This window comes from Zhengella sp. (assembly GCF_041397485.1).
In the GTDB taxonomy this organism is placed as follows: domain Bacteria; phylum Pseudomonadota; class Alphaproteobacteria; order Rhizobiales; family Rhizobiaceae; genus Zhengella.
On the sequence record NZ_JAWKWO010000001.1, the window covers coordinates 514270 to 531095 of the forward strand.

At 64.4% G+C, this 16826-nt stretch carries 17 protein-coding genes and 1 tRNA gene; 7 read left to right on the forward strand and 11 right to left on the reverse strand.

What is annotated here, in order from left to right:
* Positions 1-95: 95 nt before the first annotated feature.
* Positions 96-500, reverse strand: a complete 405-nt coding sequence (gene rpoZ / locus R3D65_RS02370) for a DNA-directed RNA polymerase subunit omega (RefSeq protein WP_371273625.1) — start codon at positions 498-500, stop codon at positions 96-98.
* Positions 501-770: 270 nt separating this feature from the next.
* Between rpoZ and R3D65_RS02375 the strand changes: the two genes are divergently transcribed.
* Positions 771-1361: an NYN domain-containing protein gene (locus tag R3D65_RS02375; RefSeq protein WP_371273626.1), complete on the forward strand. Its 591-nt coding sequence runs from the start codon at positions 771-773 to the stop codon at positions 1359-1361.
* Position 1362: 1 nt separating this feature from the next.
* Positions 1363-2022 carry a uracil-DNA glycosylase gene (locus R3D65_RS02380; RefSeq protein ID WP_371273627.1) on the forward strand — a complete coding sequence of 220 codons (660 nt, stop codon included), beginning with the start codon at positions 1363-1365 and terminating at the stop codon, positions 2020-2022.
* 84 nt (positions 2023-2106) lie between these two features.
* Here the strand turns inward: R3D65_RS02380 and R3D65_RS02385 are convergent, their stop codons facing one another.
* The 4 genes from R3D65_RS02385 to dapA form a co-directional block, all read right to left on the reverse strand.
* Positions 2107-3393, reverse strand: coding sequence for an NAD(P)/FAD-dependent oxidoreductase (locus tag R3D65_RS02385; protein WP_371273628.1), 1287 nt, complete (start codon positions 3391-3393; stop codon positions 2107-2109).
* A gap of 117 nt (positions 3394-3510) precedes the next feature.
* Positions 3511-3849: a rhodanese-like domain-containing protein gene (locus R3D65_RS02390; protein ID WP_371273629.1), complete on the reverse strand. Its 339-nt coding sequence runs from the start codon at positions 3847-3849 to the stop codon at positions 3511-3513.
* Positions 3850-4029: 180 nt separating this feature from the next.
* Positions 4030-4503 carry an SsrA-binding protein SmpB gene (gene smpB / locus R3D65_RS02395; RefSeq protein ID WP_371273630.1) on the reverse strand — a complete coding sequence of 158 codons (474 nt, stop codon included), beginning with the start codon at positions 4501-4503 and terminating at the stop codon, positions 4030-4032.
* Positions 4504-4529: 26 nt separating this feature from the next.
* Positions 4530-5411 carry a 4-hydroxy-tetrahydrodipicolinate synthase gene (gene dapA, locus R3D65_RS02400; protein ID WP_371273631.1) on the reverse strand — a complete coding sequence of 294 codons (882 nt, stop codon included), beginning with the start codon at positions 5409-5411 and terminating at the stop codon, positions 4530-4532.
* Between the two features lie 254 nt (positions 5412-5665).
* Here dapA and R3D65_RS02405 point away from each other — a divergent pair, with 254 nt between their 5' ends.
* Both R3D65_RS02405 and R3D65_RS02410 read left to right on the forward strand, forming a co-directional pair.
* On the forward strand, positions 5666-7678 hold the full coding sequence (locus R3D65_RS02405; protein WP_371273632.1) for a lytic transglycosylase domain-containing protein: 2013 nt from the start codon (positions 5666-5668) through the stop codon (positions 7676-7678).
* Between the two features lie 123 nt (positions 7679-7801).
* Positions 7802-8728, forward strand: a complete 927-nt coding sequence (locus R3D65_RS02410) for an alpha/beta fold hydrolase (RefSeq protein ID WP_371273633.1) — start codon at positions 7802-7804, stop codon at positions 8726-8728.
* A 108-nt stretch (positions 8729-8836) separates the two neighbouring features.
* On the opposite strand, the gene R3D65_RS02415 is transcribed toward R3D65_RS02410, so the two are convergent.
* The 3 genes from R3D65_RS02415 to R3D65_RS02425 form a co-directional block, all read right to left on the reverse strand.
* Positions 8837-9820: a hypothetical protein gene (locus tag R3D65_RS02415; protein ID WP_371273634.1), complete on the reverse strand. Its 984-nt coding sequence runs from the start codon at positions 9818-9820 to the stop codon at positions 8837-8839.
* Between the two features lie 120 nt (positions 9821-9940).
* Positions 9941-10654, reverse strand: a complete 714-nt coding sequence (locus tag R3D65_RS02420) for a BON domain-containing protein (RefSeq protein ID WP_371273635.1) — start codon at positions 10652-10654, stop codon at positions 9941-9943.
* 162 nt (positions 10655-10816) lie between these two features.
* The gene (locus R3D65_RS02425; RefSeq protein ID WP_371273636.1) at positions 10817-11914 is read right to left on the reverse strand and encodes a porin; all 1098 of its coding nucleotides are present in this window, start codon (positions 11912-11914) and stop codon (positions 10817-10819) included.
* Here R3D65_RS02425 and R3D65_RS02430 point away from each other — a divergent pair.
* Entirely contained in the window at positions 11913-12164 is a 252-nt protein-coding gene (locus R3D65_RS02430) for a hypothetical protein (RefSeq protein ID WP_371273637.1), read from the forward strand. The two genes, R3D65_RS02425 and R3D65_RS02430, sit on opposite strands and share 2 nt — an antisense overlap.
* A gap of 123 nt (positions 12165-12287) precedes the next feature.
* On the opposite strand, the gene R3D65_RS02435 is transcribed toward R3D65_RS02430, so the two are convergent.
* The 3 genes from R3D65_RS02435 to R3D65_RS02445 form a co-directional block, all read right to left on the reverse strand.
* On the reverse strand, positions 12288-13304 hold the full coding sequence (locus R3D65_RS02435) for a tyrosine-type recombinase/integrase (RefSeq protein ID WP_371273638.1): 1017 nt from the start codon (positions 13302-13304) through the stop codon (positions 12288-12290).
* A gap of 281 nt (positions 13305-13585) precedes the next feature.
* Positions 13586-14704, reverse strand: a complete 1119-nt coding sequence (locus tag R3D65_RS02440; RefSeq protein ID WP_371273639.1) for a porin — start codon at positions 14702-14704, stop codon at positions 13586-13588.
* A 334-nt stretch (positions 14705-15038) separates the two neighbouring features.
* Positions 15039-15128 (reverse strand) — tRNA-Ser (locus tag R3D65_RS02445).
* Positions 15129-15672: 544 nt separating this feature from the next.
* Between R3D65_RS02445 and R3D65_RS02450 the strand changes: the two genes are divergently transcribed.
* Together R3D65_RS02450 and R3D65_RS02455 are read left to right on the forward strand one after the other, a co-directional pair.
* Complete coding sequence (locus R3D65_RS02450) at positions 15673-15939, forward strand: hypothetical protein (protein WP_371273640.1); 267 nt, start codon at positions 15673-15675, stop codon at positions 15937-15939.
* A gap of 535 nt (positions 15940-16474) precedes the next feature.
* Entirely contained in the window at positions 16475-16798 is a 324-nt protein-coding gene (locus tag R3D65_RS02455; RefSeq protein WP_371274340.1) for a porin, read from the forward strand.
* The last annotated feature ends 28 nt before the right edge of the window (positions 16799-16826 follow it).

Here is a 16826-nt window from a genome sequence, read left to right on the forward strand (position 1 = left end):
AAAACAGAACATGCGCCACACCGGTGCCGGAGCGGCGCATGTCACACACTGATAAACTGTCTGCCGCGCGGGCGGAAGGCCACGCGCAGGGCCAATCAGAAATCGTCGTTCTTTTCCGGCGCCACAAGGCCCTCGATGCCGGCAAGAAGGTCTTCCTCCGACATGCGGTCGAAGGTGACCGGCTCGTCGGCTGCATCTTCCATTGCCGCTTCCGCGGTCTCCTCGACCGGCTTGTCGATGGCGGGCGGCACATCGGCCTCGGGCTCGTCCACTTCCACGTGCTTTTGCAGCGAGTGGATCAGATCTTCCTTCAGGTCGCCAGGCGACAGCATCTCGTCGGCGATCTCGCGCAGGGCGACGACCGGGTTCTTGTCGTTGTCGCGATCGACCGTGATCGCCGCGCCCTGCGAAATCTGACGGGCGCGGTGGCTGGCCAGAAGAACCAGATCAAACCGATTCGAGACCTTGTCGATGCAATCTTCAACGGTAACGCGGGCCATGAAATGCCTCTTTCTTCAATTCCGTGCATTCGAGGGAGGGCAAAGCGGCTCCATACAGAAAAGCCGCTTGCGACGCAAGACGTCCAAATTCCCTTCCTGCCGCTAAAGTTTGGGAAGAATAAGGCAAAAAACCGATTTTCCTTGGCAAGGCAAGAAACAGCAGCTAGGCAAATCCCTAGTAGCTGCCAGCGAAACCGACTGAAAAAGATTCCTGCATGCGCCGGATCGTCGAACACCGGACATGTGCCGTCCCAGAACGAGGTAACTGAAATGTTCGATCCACGCGAGAAAATCGCGCTCTTCATTGACGGCGCAAACCTGTATGCAACCTCCAAGGCACTCGGCTTCGACATAGACTACCGCAAGCTGCTGAGCCATTTCAACGAAAAAGGTTATCTGCTGCGCGCCTACTACTATACCGCGCTTGTGGAGGACCAGGAATATTCATCCATCCGTCCGCTGATCGACTGGCTGGACTACAATGGCTACAAGGTGGTGACAAAACCCGCCAAGGAGTTCACCGACGCCTCGGGCCGGCGCAAGATCAAGGGCAACATGGACATCGAACTGACCATCGACGCCCTGGAACTGGCCGAGACCGTCGATCACTATGTGATCTTTTCGGGCGATGGCGATTTCCGCATCCTGGTCGAGGCACTGCAGCGCAAGGGCCGCAAGGTCTCCATCATCTCGACCATGGCCTCGCAGCCGCCGATGATCTCCGATGACCTGCGCAGGCAGGCCGATCACTTCATCGATCTCGTGTCGCTGAAGGACAAGGTGGGCCGCGATCCCTCCGACCGCCCTGCCCCGCGCCGCGCGCCCGTTGTCGAGGACGAATACGAGGACGACGATTACTGACATGGCCGCAGTGCCCGCAGCCGATGCGGAGCCCCCGCGCGATTGCCCCTTGTGCCCGCGCCTGCATGATTTCATCGCGCTCTGGCGTGGGCGCGAGCCGGACTGGCACAATGCGCCGGTGCCGACCCTTGCCGATGCGCGCGGCGACCGGAATGTGCGCCTGCTCGTGGTGGGGCTGGCGCCGGGGCTGCGCGGAGCGAACCGGACCGGGCGCCCCTTCACCGGCGATTACGCCGGCGACCTGCTCTATGCGACACTCAAGGACTTCGGCTTCGCGCAGGGCCGCTTCGAGGCGCGACCCGATGACAGCCTGGAGCTGACCGGCGCCGCCGTAACCAATGCCGTGCGCTGCGTGCCGCCGGAAAACAAGCCGGTGGGCGCGGAAATCAACACGTGCCGGCAGTTCCTGCGCGCGACGATCGGGCGGTTCGAAAACCTGCAAGCCGTGGTGACGCTGGGCAAGATCGCCCATGATTCGACCGTGCGCGCGCTGGGCGGACGGGTTGCCGCCCATCCATTCGGCCACGGCGCGCGCAGCACTGTCGACGGCCTGGCGATCTTCGCCAGCTACCATTGCTCGCGCTACAACACCAATACCGGCCGGCTGACCGAAGCCATGTTCCGTTCCGTCTTCAAGGATGTGGCAGGCCATCTGGGCTGACATCCTGCAAGGCAGGACCGGACCTGGAAAAACGGCCGGAAGCGCGCTCCCGGCCTTTCCTCCCCGGACGGGCGATCCATGCGCTCACTCGTCCATGCGGACTTCCTTCAGCTTGTCGATGCCCAGCGCCTTGAGCGCCAGCTTCTCGTAGAACGGCTCGGACGTGCCGGACCGGATCTTGTGCAGGAAATATTTCTCGAACCCGATCTTGGCCGCATGCACCCACTTGCCCTGGGACGACCAGTTGACATTGCGCGGCGGCAGTTGCGGCTGGGCGACAAAGGCGATGCCGCCATCGCCGAAATCGGCCAGGCAGACCGCATTCCACGTGCCACGGGCGTCCGGCTTGCCGCCCTTGATCAGGTTGGAAATATTGTGCGCCGTGGCGGTCACCATGGATTCGATCATGAAACCGGTTTTCGGCACGCCCACCGGCACCGGTGTCGGGCCCATGGGCGGAATGGCCACACAGACGCCAACCGAGAACACGTTGCGGAACGTCTGGTTCTGCTGGTGCTCGTCCACGAGAATGAAGCCGCGCGGATTGGTCAGGCCCTCGATGTCCTTGACGGCATCGACGCCGCGGAAGGCCGGCAGCATCATGGTGAAGGCCATCGGCAGCGCCGTTTCCTTCTTCACCTGGCCGTCCTCGCCGACCTCGTCGATATGCAGCGCGCCTTCCTCGACCTTCTTCACCCTGGCATTGGTGATCCACTTGATATGCTTGTCGCGCATGGCGGATTCGAGCAGGCCCTTGGTGTCGCCGACGCCATCGAGGCCGAGATGGCCGATATATGGCTCGGACGTGACGAAGGTCATGGGCACGCGGTCGCGGATCCTGGCGCGGCGCAGGGCCGTTTCCAGGATGAACAGGAATTCGTAGGCCGGCCCGAAGCAGGATGCCCCCTGAACCGCGCCTATGACGACCGGTCCCGGGTTCTTCTTCAGCTTCTCGACAGCGGCGGCGGCCTGCGAGGCGTGATCGACATGGCAGACAGACTGGGTGAAATTCTCCGGGCCGAACCCTTCGATCTCGTCAAAGGCCAGTTCCGGGCCGGTCGCTATGATCAGGTAATCGTAGTCGAGCGAGCGGCCGTCTTCCAGTTCGATGCGGTTTTCGGCGGGATGAATGCGCCTGGCGCCACCCGGCTCCAGCGCTATTCCGCGCTTGCCAAACGCCTTTTCCAGATCGACCTCGATCTCTTCGGGCTGGCGCCAGCCGACGGCCACCCACGGATTGGACGGCACAAAGGAATATTTGCTTCCCTTGTTGACCACTGTCAGCCTGTCATCGGGCCCGAGTTGATCCTTCATCTCGTAGGCCATGATGGTGCCGCCCAGACCGGCACCCAGAACCACCACATGCGCCATCGCTTCCTCCTTCGCCAAAGCCGCACGTCATTTCGATCAGCCACGACGCCGTGCGTCAGTCGCAACCCATATTCGTGTGACAACGCATCCGCGCGCCTTGACACGCGTCAATGCCGGTCAAACCAGCTTGCCACCCTGCAGGCGCCAACCCATCACACCTGGCCGGTAATGGACGGCATCCTCGCGGCCAGCCTGCTGAAGCGCGCGAACGGCCATTCCCGAGCGCGCGCCCGTGGCGCAATAGAGGATCACCGGCTTGCCAGCGGGAATACGCGACGGATCGAAGCGCGACAGCGGCACATTGACCGCCCCGGGGATGTGGCCGGAGGAAAATTCTCCCGCTTCGCGCACATCCACCAGAACGTGGGACTTCGCCTTCAGCGCCGCGACAAAATCATCATGGGCGATCGTGTTGGACGCACCTGACGTCAGGCGCTTCATCAAACCAGACAGCATGCAGAATTCTCCAGGACAAATCCGGAAACCTATATACATGAACGAATGATGATATGGAAGCGTTTAAAGCGGGTCTTCGCCTCAAGTCGAATTGCGCGCGCGTTCGCAAGACATCGCGGTCATGCCCGCCATGCCATCTGCCACCTGACGATCTGAAGCAAGCCGGCGTGCCGCCCCCGGTCAGCCGCCCTGCTTGAGCAGCCGTGCCTTTTCACGGTTCCAGTCGCGCTTCTTCTCGGTTTCGCGCTTGTCGTGAATCTTCTTGCCCTTGGCGATGCCGAGCAGGAGCTTGGCCAGTCCGCGCTCGTTGAAATAGAGCTTCAGGGGCACAAGGGTCATGCCCTCGCGGTCGGTTTCCTTGGCCAGCCGCGCCATCTCGCGCTTCGACAGGAGCAATTTGCGCAGGCGGCGCGGCTCATGGTTGAAGCGGTTGCCCTCGGTATATTCGGGAATATAGGAGTTGATCAGCCAGAACTCGCCGTTTTCCATCGAGGCATAGCTCTCCTGGATATTGGCAGTGCCGAGACGCAGGGACTTCACCTCCGTGCCGGTCAGCACCAGACCGGCCTCGATGGTGTCCTCGATGGCGTAGGAGAACCGCGCCTTCCGGTTTTCGGCAATCACCTTGCCGTTTGTCGACTTGACCTTGCTCATTGCCGATACATGCGCCTTGCGGCCTGTCAGTTCAACAGGCCGAGGGCACGCATGGCCTCGTCCATGGCCTGCGCGCCGGCATCGGTGACCGGCATCATCGGCATGCGCAAGGCATTCTCCATGCGGCCCATGCGCGACAGGCCGTATTTCGCGCCGGCCACACCGGAAACCATGAAGATGGCCTTGTGCAGCGCCATCAGCCGGTCCTGCATGTCCAGCGCCTTGTCCCATTGGCCGGCCAGCGTCGCGGCCTGGAATTCGGCACACAGGCGCGGCGCGACGTTGGCGGATACGGAAATGCAGCCGACGCCGCCATGGACGTTGAAGCCCAGCGCCGTGGCATCCTCGCCGGAAAGCTGAATGAAGTCCCTGCCGCAGGCAAGACGCTGCTCGGTCACCCGTTCGATCTTGCCGGTGGCATCCTTGACGCCGGCAATATTCCTGAAATCATGCGCCAGGCGGCCCATCGTCTCCGGCGTCATGTCGATGACCGAGCGCGGCGGGATGTTGTATATGATGATCGGCAGCGACGTGGCGCGGGCGACAGCGGCGAAGTGCTCATAGAGACCGCGCTGGTCCGGCTTGTTGTAGTAGGGCGTGACGACGAGGACAGCGCTCGCGCCCACCTCCTCTGCATGTTCGACAAGGCCGATGGCCTCACGCGTGTTGTTGGAGCCGGCGCCCGCGATGACGGGAACGCGGCCCGCGGCGGTCTGGACACACATCTCCACCACGCGGCGGTGTTCGTCATGGCTCAGCGTCGGGCTCTCGCCCGTGGTGCCGACGGGCACCAGGCCGTTGGACCCTTCGCTGATCTGCCATTCCACCAGGTCGACAAAGGCTTTCTCGTCCACCGCGCCATCGGGCGTGAAGGGCGTGACGAGGGCCGGAAACGAGCCTTTGAACATTGCGGTGGACTCCAGGACTGCCGTTCAGGGTTTCAAGACGAGCGCCGGAAGCCGTTTTTGCGGCCCGGCGACAGGCGCGGCACCATAGTCTCGCCATGCGCGTGCGGCAAGAGCGGTTTCACGCCGGAATGCAATCGTGCGCGGCAGCCGTGTAACGGCCCGTTAACCGTGTTTTCACATGCCACGGCCAGACTGGGGATTTCGCGGTTCCGGTCCCGGTTGCCGAGGACGGCCCGAGAAGGAGTGTTGGCGAGATGAAACGCACCCGACTGGTCCTGCCGGCATTGGCCGGTGTGCTGGCGCTGACGGCGGCGGTTACCGGCGCCATGACCCTTCGCGATGGCGTGCCTCCGGTGCCCTCGTCCTCCCCGCTTTCGATGGCGCAGGACATCGCGGCGCTGAGAACCGGGCTGGACGCCATCTCGCGCGGCGACGTCGCCACGGCGCTTGCCGCCCGTGACAGCATGGCCCCGGGGGCGGACGACCGTCGCATCCTGACCTGGGCGGCAGCGCTCTACGGTGGATCGGACCTCTCGAGCAGCCAGCTGGAAGAGGCCATGGCAGACCTGTCAGGCTGGCCCGGCATGGCTGCGCTGCGCCGCCACCACGAACGGGCGCTGGCGCGCGAGAACGCGCCCCCGGCGGCCATGCTTGCCGCCTTTGCCGGCCGCGAACCGGAAACGGCGCAGGGAGCCATGGCGCTGGCCGAAGCGCTGCTGGCGGAAGACAGGGCCGGAGACGCCGCCCGCCGTCTCGGCGCGTTCTGGCGCGAGACAAAGCTGGACGCGACAGATGAACTGGCCATTCTCAGCCGGTTCGGCCCGATTATCGCCCAAGCGGACCACTGCCACCGCCAGGAATACATGCTTTATGAAGACCGGATCCGCTCCGCCGGGCGCGTGGCGCCATTGTGCGGCCGCCCTGCCCTTCTGGAGGCCTGGGCAGCGGTGATCCGTGGCCGCAGCGACGCCGCGTCGTTGCTGAAGGCGGTTCCCGAAAGCGAACGCAGCGCCGGCTATACCTACGCGCTGGCGCGGTTCCTGCGCCGATCCGGCAAATTCGCGGAAGCGGCTGAGGCGATGGCGCAAGCGCCGGCCGATCCGGCCGAACTCATCGATCTGGACCAGTGGTGGGTGGAACGGCGGGCGCTGGCGCGCGAGATGATCGACCTGAAGAAATACCGGACCGCCTATGCGATCGCCTCGGGACAGCGGGGTGGCAGGCCCGGCACCGTGGCAGACGCGGAATTCCACGCCGGCTGGATCGCCCTCACCTTTCTCGGCGATGCCAAGGCGGCTGCGGTGCATTTCGCTACCATCGCCTCCATCGCCGACGGCCCGATTTCCAACGCGCGGGCGCAATACTGGCTGGGCCGGGCCATCGAAGCCGGCGCGGCTGGCGATGCAACAGCCCATTTCCGGCGAGCCGCGCAGCATGGAACCACGTTCTACGGCCAGCTTGCCTCCGCAAGGCTCGGCATGAAGCAGATCGACATCGCGCCGCCGGCGGCCGATACGCATGACCGCAAGCTGTTTGCCGCACGCCCGGCGGTGCAGGCTATCGGCCGCCTTGAAGAGGCCGGCCACGGCTGGCGCGCCGGCATCCTTTACCGCGACCTGGCCGGCGAACTGGAAAGCCCGGGCGAAATCGCGCTGCTGGCGGGCATGGCCGAAAGCCGCGGCGATCATCACACGGCGCTTCGCATCGGCAAGATCGCGGCCGGCCGGGGGCTCGATGTGGGCGGGCTCGCCCATCCCATGGGGGCCATACCCGACGATGCCGCCATCGAGGCGGGGGACAAGGCGCTGGCCTATGCGATCGCGCGCCAGGAAAGCGAGTTCAACACAGGCGCGGTGTCCCACGCGGGCGCGCGCGGGCTGCTGCAACTGATGCCCGGCACCGCGCGGGAAATGGCCGGCCAGGTGGGGCTTGCCTATTCGGGCGAGCGCCTGACCAGCGATCCGGCCTATAACGCGACGCTGGGCGCGGCCTATCTGACGCAGCAACTGGAGCGCTTTTCCGGCTCCTACATCCTCACGTTCATCGCCTACAATGCCGGACCACGCCGGGCCGCACAGTGGATCGAACGCTATGGCGATCCGCGCGGCATGCCGGTCGACGCCGTGATCGACTGGGTCGAGCGCATTCCCTATGGCGAGACGCGCAACTATGTGCAGCGCGTGATGGAGAACCTGCAGGTCTACAAGCAGCGGCTGACAGGCAATGCCACTGTGGAAAAGGATCTGACGGCCGGCCGGAACATCTGATTTTCGTGCCGGTTGGTCCCATCGGAGGATTCGACCTGACGGCGTGGCTGCGCTAGGTAAGCGTTGCTTCCCGTGGCGCCGCTGCGCGCGCTCCATCCCAAAACGTCACGTTTCAGGTTCTTCATGACGGACACGAACGGCTACCGCGATCTCTTCTACAGCGCGCAGGACGGTTTGCGCCTTCATGCCAGGCTTTACGGCACGGCCGGCCAAGGGGCACTGACGGCGGTCTGCATTCCCGGACTGACCCGCAATGCCCGCGATTTTCATGAACTGGCGCTGTTTCTGGCCTGTCATGACAAGTCCCCGCGGCAGGTGATCGTGTTCGACCTGCGCGGACGCGGCGCCTCCGCGCATGATCCGCACTGGCACAATTACAACGTCCTTGTGGAGGCTGGCGACGTGCTGGCGGGACTGGCTGCGGCGGGTGTGGAGCATGGCGCCTTCATCGGCACATCGCGCGGCGGACTGATCATGCACGTGCTGGCCGGCATGCGCCCGGGCGCGATGAAGGCCGGCATTCTCAACGATGTCGGCCCGGTGATCGAGGGCGAAGGGCTGGCCCAGATCCGGACCTATCTGGAGCGCGCGCCGACGCCGCGGACATGGGACGAAGCGATCGCCATCATGGCGCAGGCGATGAAGGATCCGTTTCCGGCGCTGGGGCCGGCGGACCACGAACGCTCCGCCCGCGCGCTTTACCGGGACGAAGGGGGCAAACCGGTGGCCGACCATGACCCCAACCTGCTCAAGACCCTGACCGGACTGGACCTTTCCCAGCCGCTGCCGGTTCTGTGGCCGCAATTCGTGGGCCTGACGGCAATGCCGCTGATGACCATACGCGGCGCCAATTCGCGCCTGCTTTCGCAAGCCACGGTCGACCAGATGCGCGAATATGCGCCATCCATGGAAACCGTGACGGTGGCCGGACAGGGACACGCGCCGCTGCTGGAAACGGGCGAATTGCCGGCCATCATCGCCGAGTTCCTGGGGCGGGTGGACAAGGGCAAGGCAAGGGCCGCCAGGGAGCCTGCCACGGCCAAAGGCTGATTCTGCCTTTCGCAGAATCCCTCTTGCGCCCCGGCGCATCGCTCTTGCGCGGTCGAGATACCGGAGCAGAGCCGGGAACCGGCGGACCCGCAACGCGCCGACGGGCGATCACTTCGTCTTCTTGCCTGCCTTGCCGGCGGATTTGCTCCGTGACGATCCGGCTTTCGGTGACCGCGCGCCGCCTGCCTTCCGGGAGCCGGACGGGGCCAGCCGCGCGGCCTCGCCGGTCCAGTTCTCACGCTCGACGCGACCGGGAAAGCCGATGGCGTGCGACACCCAGGCCGCTTCATCCGGGCTCCATTTCGCCACCTGGTCGTAGTGGAACACGCCGATCCCGTTCAACTTGGCCTGGATCGCCTTGCCGATGCCGCCGATGCGCGTGAGATCGTCGGGCTTGTTCCGCCGGGGCGCCTTGAGCAGGCGTGGCCGGGTGCCCGGCGCGGCATCATCGGCCGGCGGAGCGGCGGGCCCGGCGGCCGCCTTTTCCTGCTCGCGTGCCAGCGCCCTTGCCTGGCGGACCCAGCCTTCACGCTCGATACGTCCGGGAAAGGCGAGACGCTCGCCCCATGCGGCTTGATCCTTCTTCGTCCAGCTTGCGATCTGGGCGAAGGCGGTGACGCCTTCGGCATTCAGGCGGGCGGCGTTTTGCGGGCCTATGCCGCGAATGCGCTTGAGATCGTCCACCTGCGCCACCTGTTGCGGCGCGGTGTCGGGCACAGGCTGCGCGCTTCCCGTTTCGGTGGGCGGCACGGGCTGGCCGGCTGCGGGCGGGGGATCAGCCACAGGCGCTGCGCCTTCGTCGCCCGGCTTGTCCGGCAACGAACCGGCGCCGGCTTCAGCGTCGGGCCCGGGCGCGGCGGCCGGTTTTCCGGAAGCGGGCATTCCTGCCTCCTGGCTGCCGGCAGGCATGGCAGGCGGTGTGGCGGGCGGCGTGGCCGGCGGTGCCGGGGAAAGCCCGTATGTGGCGACGACCGTGCTGTCTTCCTCTACCACGCCCGTGCCGAATGCCCGCTTCGCCAGCGAACCGAGGACAGCGCCCGCGATGAAGGCAATGGCGACAAGCAGCGCGGTCTGGACGATCAGGGCCAACATGGCAAAGGTTCTCCTTTCACGCCTGTCAGGACCGCTTGCGGCAGGTCATCCAGCCGCTCACCGCGCCCGCGACCAGAGCCAGAAAAAGGAAGACCCAGAGCTGCGACACCAGATACCACATCATTCCACCTCGCGATCCTGTTCGCCCGCGCCCTGCGAAGGCGGCGTGACGGCGCTTCCCGAGGCGTCCGGCGCCGGTTCGACCGTCATCGAGTGCAATTGCAGGCCGGCGGGAAGGACACCCGCCAGGTCCCGCTCGAGATCGGCCCATGCCACCGGACCGGCTGCGCGCCCTTCGACGGCCAGCCGGCCGCCTGTCACCGTGGCGGCGCCTTCGACGAGGCGACTGAGTTGAATCATGGCGAATTCGGCCTGGCTGGTATAGCCATCGGGGGCGCCACGGGCCAAGGCAAGCTCATCCACGACGGCAAGCCCCGGGAAAATCCGCGCGGCGGCTTCCTTCACCGCCTCATGGGCCATGGGCTGCGGGAAATGGCCCGACAATGTGACGCCCTGGGCGGTCTTGACGGCGGAGAAGCGGTAGGGGTCGGCCAGCCGGGCCAGCCCGGTGCGGTCGGCAACATGGCGCACGCCAAGGGCCTGGCGCGCCAGACGCACAGCCTCGGCCTGCATGTCCGCATCCGGCGCGGTGCCGGACAGGGTGACGTCGCGCCCGTCAATCGTCACGGACGCCCAATGGCCATTGCCATGGGCATGGGCGATCTTCGCGGCAAGATCGCTTTCGATGGCGCCGGTGCGGAACCACAGCGCAAGCACCGTGAGGAACACCGTGGCAATGACGCCCGGCCAAATCCATCGCTTCCAGTCAAACATCAAAACCCTCAGCCTCGCTCCGGCATGCATGGCATGCATGCCCGCTCCCCAGACTTTAGCCAAGGGGAGGCCAAGCACAAGGGCCGTGCGGGCACGACCGGAAATTGAAAAAGGCCCGGCGCCTTCGCACCGGGCCTTTCAGGGACCACTGGCCGGCAGCGATCAGAAGTAGCGGGTGAAGCGCAGGAAGCCGGACAGCGATCCGTCCTGGCCCTCGGCCTCGGTGTAGACAGTCTCGGTGCGGACCTCGAAATTCTGGACCGGGGTCCAGACCGTGGAGAGTTCCGCCGCCCAGCCATCCGGCGTGCCGGCGAGGCCGTAATTGGTGTCGCCGAAATATTGCACACCGACCGACGCGGAGAAGGTATCCGTGAACACGTGGTTGTAGGAGGCGAGAACCGACCACCGCGAACCGACGGCATAGGCATTGGGCGTGTCGGCATAGAAGCCGAGCAGGCGCAGGCTGGAGCCGTTCATGTTGGGGATGTTGTACTGCATGCCGATCTGCGCGGCGAAGCCGTCCTGACGGCCGGCGAGCGGCAGATAGTCGCTGTCGTAAGCCAGCTTGGCCCATGCGCCGCCCCAACCGGCATTGTAGGACAGGACGCCGACGACATCAGGCACCCAGTCGGCGGCAGCGGCCGCACCGGCGGTGCCGAGGAAGCCGTCATCGTCATGCTCGAGCGAGAGCGTGGCGGCGATGCCGTTGGCGGAATAGGTGTAGCTGATCTGCTGGCGCATCTGGTAGGCATAGAAGAGGCCGCCATCGGAATGGGAACCGTAGGTGGCGACGCCGGCATTCATGGAGTCGACCCAGGCGGACTCGGTATAGCCCATGCGCAGGCCGCCCAGTTCCAGATAGGCCTGGTTGAAGGCGACATTGCCGTCGGCATTGGTGCCCCAGGTGCCTTGCAGGCGCAGATAGGCACGCAGCGTGCCCCATTCGGTGTCCGAGCGGGCATCGAAATTCAGGCGGCCGCGCGTGGCGACATTGTAACCGCCATAGCCGAAGGCGTGATAATTCGGCGTGTCGGGGAAGACGCCGCGGTCATTGGTCGCGCCGAGCTGGAAATAGACGTAACCGCCAATCGACAGGCAGGTTTCGGTGCCAGGGATATAGTAGAAGCCGGCGCCATAGGCATCGCATACCTTCACATAGTCCACCGGCTCGGGTTCGTAGACGACAGCATCGGCAGCGCGCGCGCCGGAAACGGCGGCCAGTGCCGCCGTGGAGCCAAGAAGAAGGCCCTTGAGGTTCATGTTCGGTTTCTCCGATCTGCACGGCCTGCCACCATGGCCGGGCCGTCAATTCAACTGGCAGGACGTCACCACCCCTTGCGGAAAGCACTTCGCGGCGCTTCCCTTGCAAAAATCGTTGATCCGGGCCGTTGATTTCCGCAACAGGATTTTTAGCCGGCGCATCGCATGCGACCGCCACTGTTGCGCGGACGCTACAGCGCAAACGCCTGTTTCAATTGTTTTTTCAGCAGTTGCCGATTTTTTGACCTGAGGGGCCCGGCGACGGCCACAGGAAGGGCGCGGGGCAAAGCACGGGCGCAGGATGGTGGGCAAGCACCCCTCCCGGGGCGCCTGCCTTCCAGACAACAGGCCGCGCTGGCAAGGCAGGAACCGGTCAACCGGGCGGCGCCGCCTGAGGGACTGCCGCACGGGCGCCGGCGGCCGCGCGCACGGAACCGGCATTCGCCTCGACGAAACGGTTGGCCTCAAGAACGTTGACGCAGGCGTCGAGATCGTTGGCGGCCAGATGGGCGTAGCGCATGGTGACATGCAGGGTCTGGTGGCCGAGCCACATCTGCACGCGGCGGATATCCACCCCACCCTTGACGAGGCGCGAGGCGCAGGTGTGGCGCAGGATATGCGGCACGACATGGGGATCGGTGCCCAGCCCGCATTCCTTCTTCGCCTTGTTCCAGACAAAGCGGAAGGCCTGCTGGTTGAGCATGCAGAAAGGGCCTTTCAGCCCCCTGCCCCGGCGCATGTCGAGCACGTCGCGGGCACGCGCGGTGAGCGGCACGGTGCGGCTGCGGTTGGACTTGGTGACCCAGAAGGTGGCGCGGCCATCATGCACATCATTCCAGGTGAGTGCCAGCGCCTCGCCGAGGCGTGCGCCCGAATCGACGAGGAAGACACAGAGCCGCCAGGCATCCTCGCTGTGGGCGCGGATGGCGGAAAACAGGCGATCCTCCTCTTCCCATTCGAGGAAGCGGATGCGCCCTTGCCTTTCCTTCTGGCGCCGGAATTCCGGCAGGCCGACAATATCGCCCATCTTGCGCGCCTTGCGAAGCAGCTTTCCCAGTGCCGCCATCTTGCGATTGATGGTGGCGTTGGAATTGCCCTTGGCCCGAAGGCTGCCGGTGACTTCATCCAGCATGTCCTCGGAAAAGACGCTGAACTCCCGCCGTTTCAGGAGCAGGTCGATCTCGTCGAGGAAGGCGGTGACATGGCGCTTGTGCTGGCCCTCCTCCCAGAGAATGTCCAGATAGCGGCGCGCCAGCTCACCCACGGTCACGCTTTCAACAATCTTCACGCGCGGTGCGGACACGACTGCCCGATGACCGGCCGGCGCAAGCGCCCGCCGCCGCAGATTGCTTCGTCTTTCACTCACGGCGTTCACCCCACGCAGAGTCATCTGCCCTGTCAAAACGCCGGATCGATTGCACACCCGATCCGAAATCGTTCATCCAGAACCGCACACGGCCATGGCATCTATCGGCAAAGTTGCGCCGCGTCGAGTCCTGTCATGGCGCGGCTTTCACCCGCGCGACCCGATCCTGCGTCCTTGCCGGCCCTGCATCCATGCGCTTTCGCCGAAAGCCCCCGGTTTCCTTTCGCGTTCGAATGCTTGCTTCAGAAAAAGGGCGCCGGCCTTTGCCGGCCGGCGCCCCTCGATCACATCAACCGAACTTCAGATCAGAAGTAGCGGGTGAAACGGATGTAACCGGAGAAGGTGCCGTCCAGAGCATCTTCCTTGGTGTAGCCGAGTTCCGAACGGACCTCGAAGTTCTGAACCGGGGTCCAGATCATGGAGAGTTCAGCCGCATAGGCGTCCGGCGAGCCGACAGCACCGTAATTGGTATCGTTGAAATACTGGAAACCAACGGAGGCCGAGAAGGTGTTCGTGAAGACGTGGTTGTAGGAGGCCAGGATGGAGAATTCCGAGCCAACCGCATAGGCATTGTCTTCCGAGGCGTAGTAACCGATCAGGCGCAGGCTGGAACCGTTCATGTTCGGGATGTTATACTGCATACCGAGCTGAGCAGCCCACTCGCCCTGACGACCTGCTGCGATGGAAGCATCAGAATCGTAGGCCGCCTTTGCCCAGACGCCACCCCAACCGGCGTTGTAGGAAACGACACCCACGACATCCGGCACCCAATCGGCAGCGTTGGCAGAACCGACGGTGCCAAGAGCGCCATCATCATCATGCTCCACCGAGACAGTAGCGGCAAAGCCGTTGCCACCGAAGGTGTAGGCGATCAGGTGACGCTGCTGGTAGCCATAGGACATACCCGTGTCGGAGTGCGACCCGCTGAACATGGATACACCGCCGCGCTGGGACTGGGCCCAAGCCGATTCAGTGTAGCCGAGGCGCAGACCACCGAGTTCGATATAGGCCTGATCAAACGACACCGCACCATCGGTGTTCGTGCCCCAGGTGCCCTGAATGCGGACATAAGAACGCAGCGTACCCCACTCGGTGTCGGAACGGGCATCGAAGTTCACGCGGCCACGAGTGCGCACGGCATAGCCGTCCACCGCATCGTTAGTGGCAGCGGAAAAGGCAGCGAGATAAGAAGCTGAATCGCCAGCATTTTTCCACGTCTCGCCGCCCACCTGCATGCGGACATAGCCGGAAATGGCAAGGCAGGTCTCGGTGCCCGGGATGTAAAAGAAGCCAGCGCCGTAAGCATCGCAGACGCGGACATACTCAACCGGCTCCGGCTCGTACACGATGGCGTCGGCGGCCTGGGCAGCGGAAGCGGCAACCATGGCAGCCGCGGAGCCGAGAAGAAGGCTCTTGATGTTCATTGTTGACCTCCAGTCAACGATGAACGCAATCGCACGGCACGGACAGCTAAATGCGGCCCAAGAGCTTGAATGCTCGGGCCTTTTTTATGACCTCCGGAATTTTGAGAAAAAACCGGTGGCAAAAAGCAAGGGATTCCGGGCCCTCAGGGTCCGCAAGGCCGAGGGCCGTCCGAGCCGATGCGAGGCCCCGGCCGGAGCGAAGCCCGCAGGGCGGCAGCGTGAGGCCAGATGTGGATCGGGCCCTCAGGGTCCGCAAGGCCGAGGGCCGTCCGGGCCGATGCGAGGCCCCGGCCGGAGCGAAGCCCGCAGGGCGGCAGCGTGAGGCCAGATAAAGTGGCGGAGAGGAAGGGATTCGAACCCTCGAGACGGTTTCCCGTCTACTCCCTTAGCAGGGGAGCGCCTTCGACCACTCGGCCACCTCTCCACAGCGCCGGTGGATAAAGAAAAGCCCCCGGATAATCAACATCGCATTGCAGCCTGGCCGCCATTTTCTTTCCCCGGGCAGGCGCGGCCAGCCGCCCGCTTGCGCTCTCCATATATAAAGGCATGGTCCGCGCGCCCTGCCGGCCGGCAAGGGCAGCCGGAAAACAGCCAGCCGCCACCGAATCCCCCTTGCAGGGCCGTGCAGCCTGATTCCCCCAGTGATTCCGGCATTTTCCAGCGGATTGCGTCGGCTCGGGCGCCAGCCGGCATCACGAAAACCCGGGAAATTCGCATGCTTCGTTAACAACGCGTTACCGCCGCCGGCCAAACCGTGTCATTTGTGCAACAAGCAGGGTGCATCGGCATCGCCCCCGCCCTCATCGGTGATGTTCTTTGTTGAACGGGGCAAGCCCATGCGTATTGTCAGCCTCGAAGAAGGGGCGCGGACAGCGCGTCTTTTTCGGCAAATTGGGGATGGGGCAGGGAAACGCTGTCCTTCAGCTAAAGTACCCAGACCCGTTATTAACTTTGACTGGAGGTCAACAATGACATCAAGAGCCTTCTTCTCGGCTCCGCGGCTGCCATGGTTGCCGCTTCTGCGCCAGGCCGCCGACGCCATCGTGTACGAGCCGGAGCCGGTTGAGTATGTCCCGCGTCTGCGATGCTTACGGCGCTGCTTCCTTCATCCCGGGCACCGAGCCTGCCTGTCCATCCGCGGCTACGTGTGCATGCAGGTGGCGGCGGTCTGGAAAAACGTCAACGACGCCCCGTCCTGTCACTACGGTGCGGTGAACGACGGCTGCAAGTGCTGACCCGTGCCCGCGTGAACTTCGATGCCCGTTCCGACACCGAGTGGGGCACGCTGCGTTCTTATGCCGCATTCAGGGCACCTGGGGCACACACCGATGGTCGCTGTCGTTCGACCAGGCGTATCCTCGAGCTCGGTGGTCTGCGCCTCGGCTACACACCGGTCGGCCTTCGGCAACTCGCAGAACAGCGGCGGTGTATCCATGTTCAGCGGGTTCGCACTCCGGACCGGGCATGTACTACGGCTACCAGCAGCGTCACCAGATCGGCTACACCTTCTCCGGCAACGGCTTCGCCGCCGTCTCCGTGGAGCATGATGACGATGGCGCTCTCGGAACCGCCGGCTCTGCCAACGCTGCCGATTGGGTTCCGGATGTGGTGGTGTCAAGGTTTCCTACAACGCCGGTTGGGTGCGCTGTCTGGGCCACGCTCGGCCTACGATTCCGACATGTTCCATGGCCGCCGGTCGTCGGGATGGTTCAGCGCTCTCGGCATGCAGTATAACATCCCGAACATGAACGGTTCCAGCCTGCGCGCCTGATCGGTTACTACTCCTCCGGCGACAACGCCTACGGCGTTGCCCGCATCGGCTTCGGCTCCGCCGAATGGTCGATCCTGGCTTCGTATAACCACGTCTTCACGTCGACCTTCTCGGCGTCCGTGGCCTTCCAGTACAACAACGACCACTACATCGCCGGCACCAGCCTCAACTCGGGTGTTGACACCTGGGCCGCTGAACTGTCGATGGTCTGGACCCCGGTCCAGAACTTCGAGGTCCGTTCGGAACTCGCTTACCAGGACTCCGACATTGCCAACTCCGATGGCACGTTCTCCGGTTTCCTGCGCTTCACCCGCTACTTCTAATCTGAAGTTCGCGTGAAACAGATTGCGG

Coding starts and splice junctions, on each gene's coding strand:
- R3D65_RS02430 (WP_371273637.1), top strand. CDS start 11,913: ATGTTCGGTTTCTCCGATCTGCACGGCCTGCCACCATGGCCGGGCCGT.
- rpoZ (WP_371273625.1), bottom strand. CDS start 500: ATGGCCCGCGTTACCGTTGAAGATTGCATCGACAAGGTCTCGAATCGG.
- dapA (WP_371273631.1), bottom strand. CDS start 5,411: ATGTTCAAAGGCTCGTTTCCGGCCCTCGTCACGCCCTTCACGCCCGAT.
- R3D65_RS02380 (WP_371273627.1), top strand. CDS start 1,363: ATGGCCGCAGTGCCCGCAGCCGATGCGGAGCCCCCGCGCGATTGCCCC.
- R3D65_RS02435 (WP_371273638.1), bottom strand. CDS start 13,304: ATGACTCTGCGTGGGGTGAACGCCGTGAGTGAAAGACGAAGCAATCTG.
- R3D65_RS02440 (WP_371273639.1), bottom strand. CDS start 14,704: ATGAACATCAAGAGCCTTCTTCTCGGCTCCGCGGCTGCCATGGTTGCC.
- R3D65_RS02450 (WP_371273640.1), top strand. CDS start 15,673: ATGACATCAAGAGCCTTCTTCTCGGCTCCGCGGCTGCCATGGTTGCCG.
- R3D65_RS02390 (WP_371273629.1), bottom strand. CDS start 3,849: ATGCTGTCTGGTTTGATGAAGCGCCTGACGTCAGGTGCGTCCAACACG.
- R3D65_RS02415 (WP_371273634.1), bottom strand. CDS start 9,820: ATGTTGGCCCTGATCGTCCAGACCGCGCTGCTTGTCGCCATTGCCTTC.
- smpB (WP_371273630.1), bottom strand. CDS start 4,503: ATGAGCAAGGTCAAGTCGACAAACGGCAAGGTGATTGCCGAAAACCGG.
- R3D65_RS02385 (WP_371273628.1), bottom strand. CDS start 3,393: ATGGCGCATGTGGTGGTTCTGGGTGCCGGTCTGGGCGGCACCATCATG.
- R3D65_RS02425 (WP_371273636.1), bottom strand. CDS start 11,914: ATGAACCTCAAGGGCCTTCTTCTTGGCTCCACGGCGGCACTGGCCGCC.
- R3D65_RS02420 (WP_371273635.1), bottom strand. CDS start 10,654: ATGTTTGACTGGAAGCGATGGATTTGGCCGGGCGTCATTGCCACGGTG.
- R3D65_RS02410 (WP_371273633.1), top strand. CDS start 7,802: ATGACGGACACGAACGGCTACCGCGATCTCTTCTACAGCGCGCAGGAC.
- R3D65_RS02375 (WP_371273626.1), top strand. CDS start 771: ATGTTCGATCCACGCGAGAAAATCGCGCTCTTCATTGACGGCGCAAAC.
- R3D65_RS02405 (WP_371273632.1), top strand. CDS start 5,666: ATGAAACGCACCCGACTGGTCCTGCCGGCATTGGCCGGTGTGCTGGCG.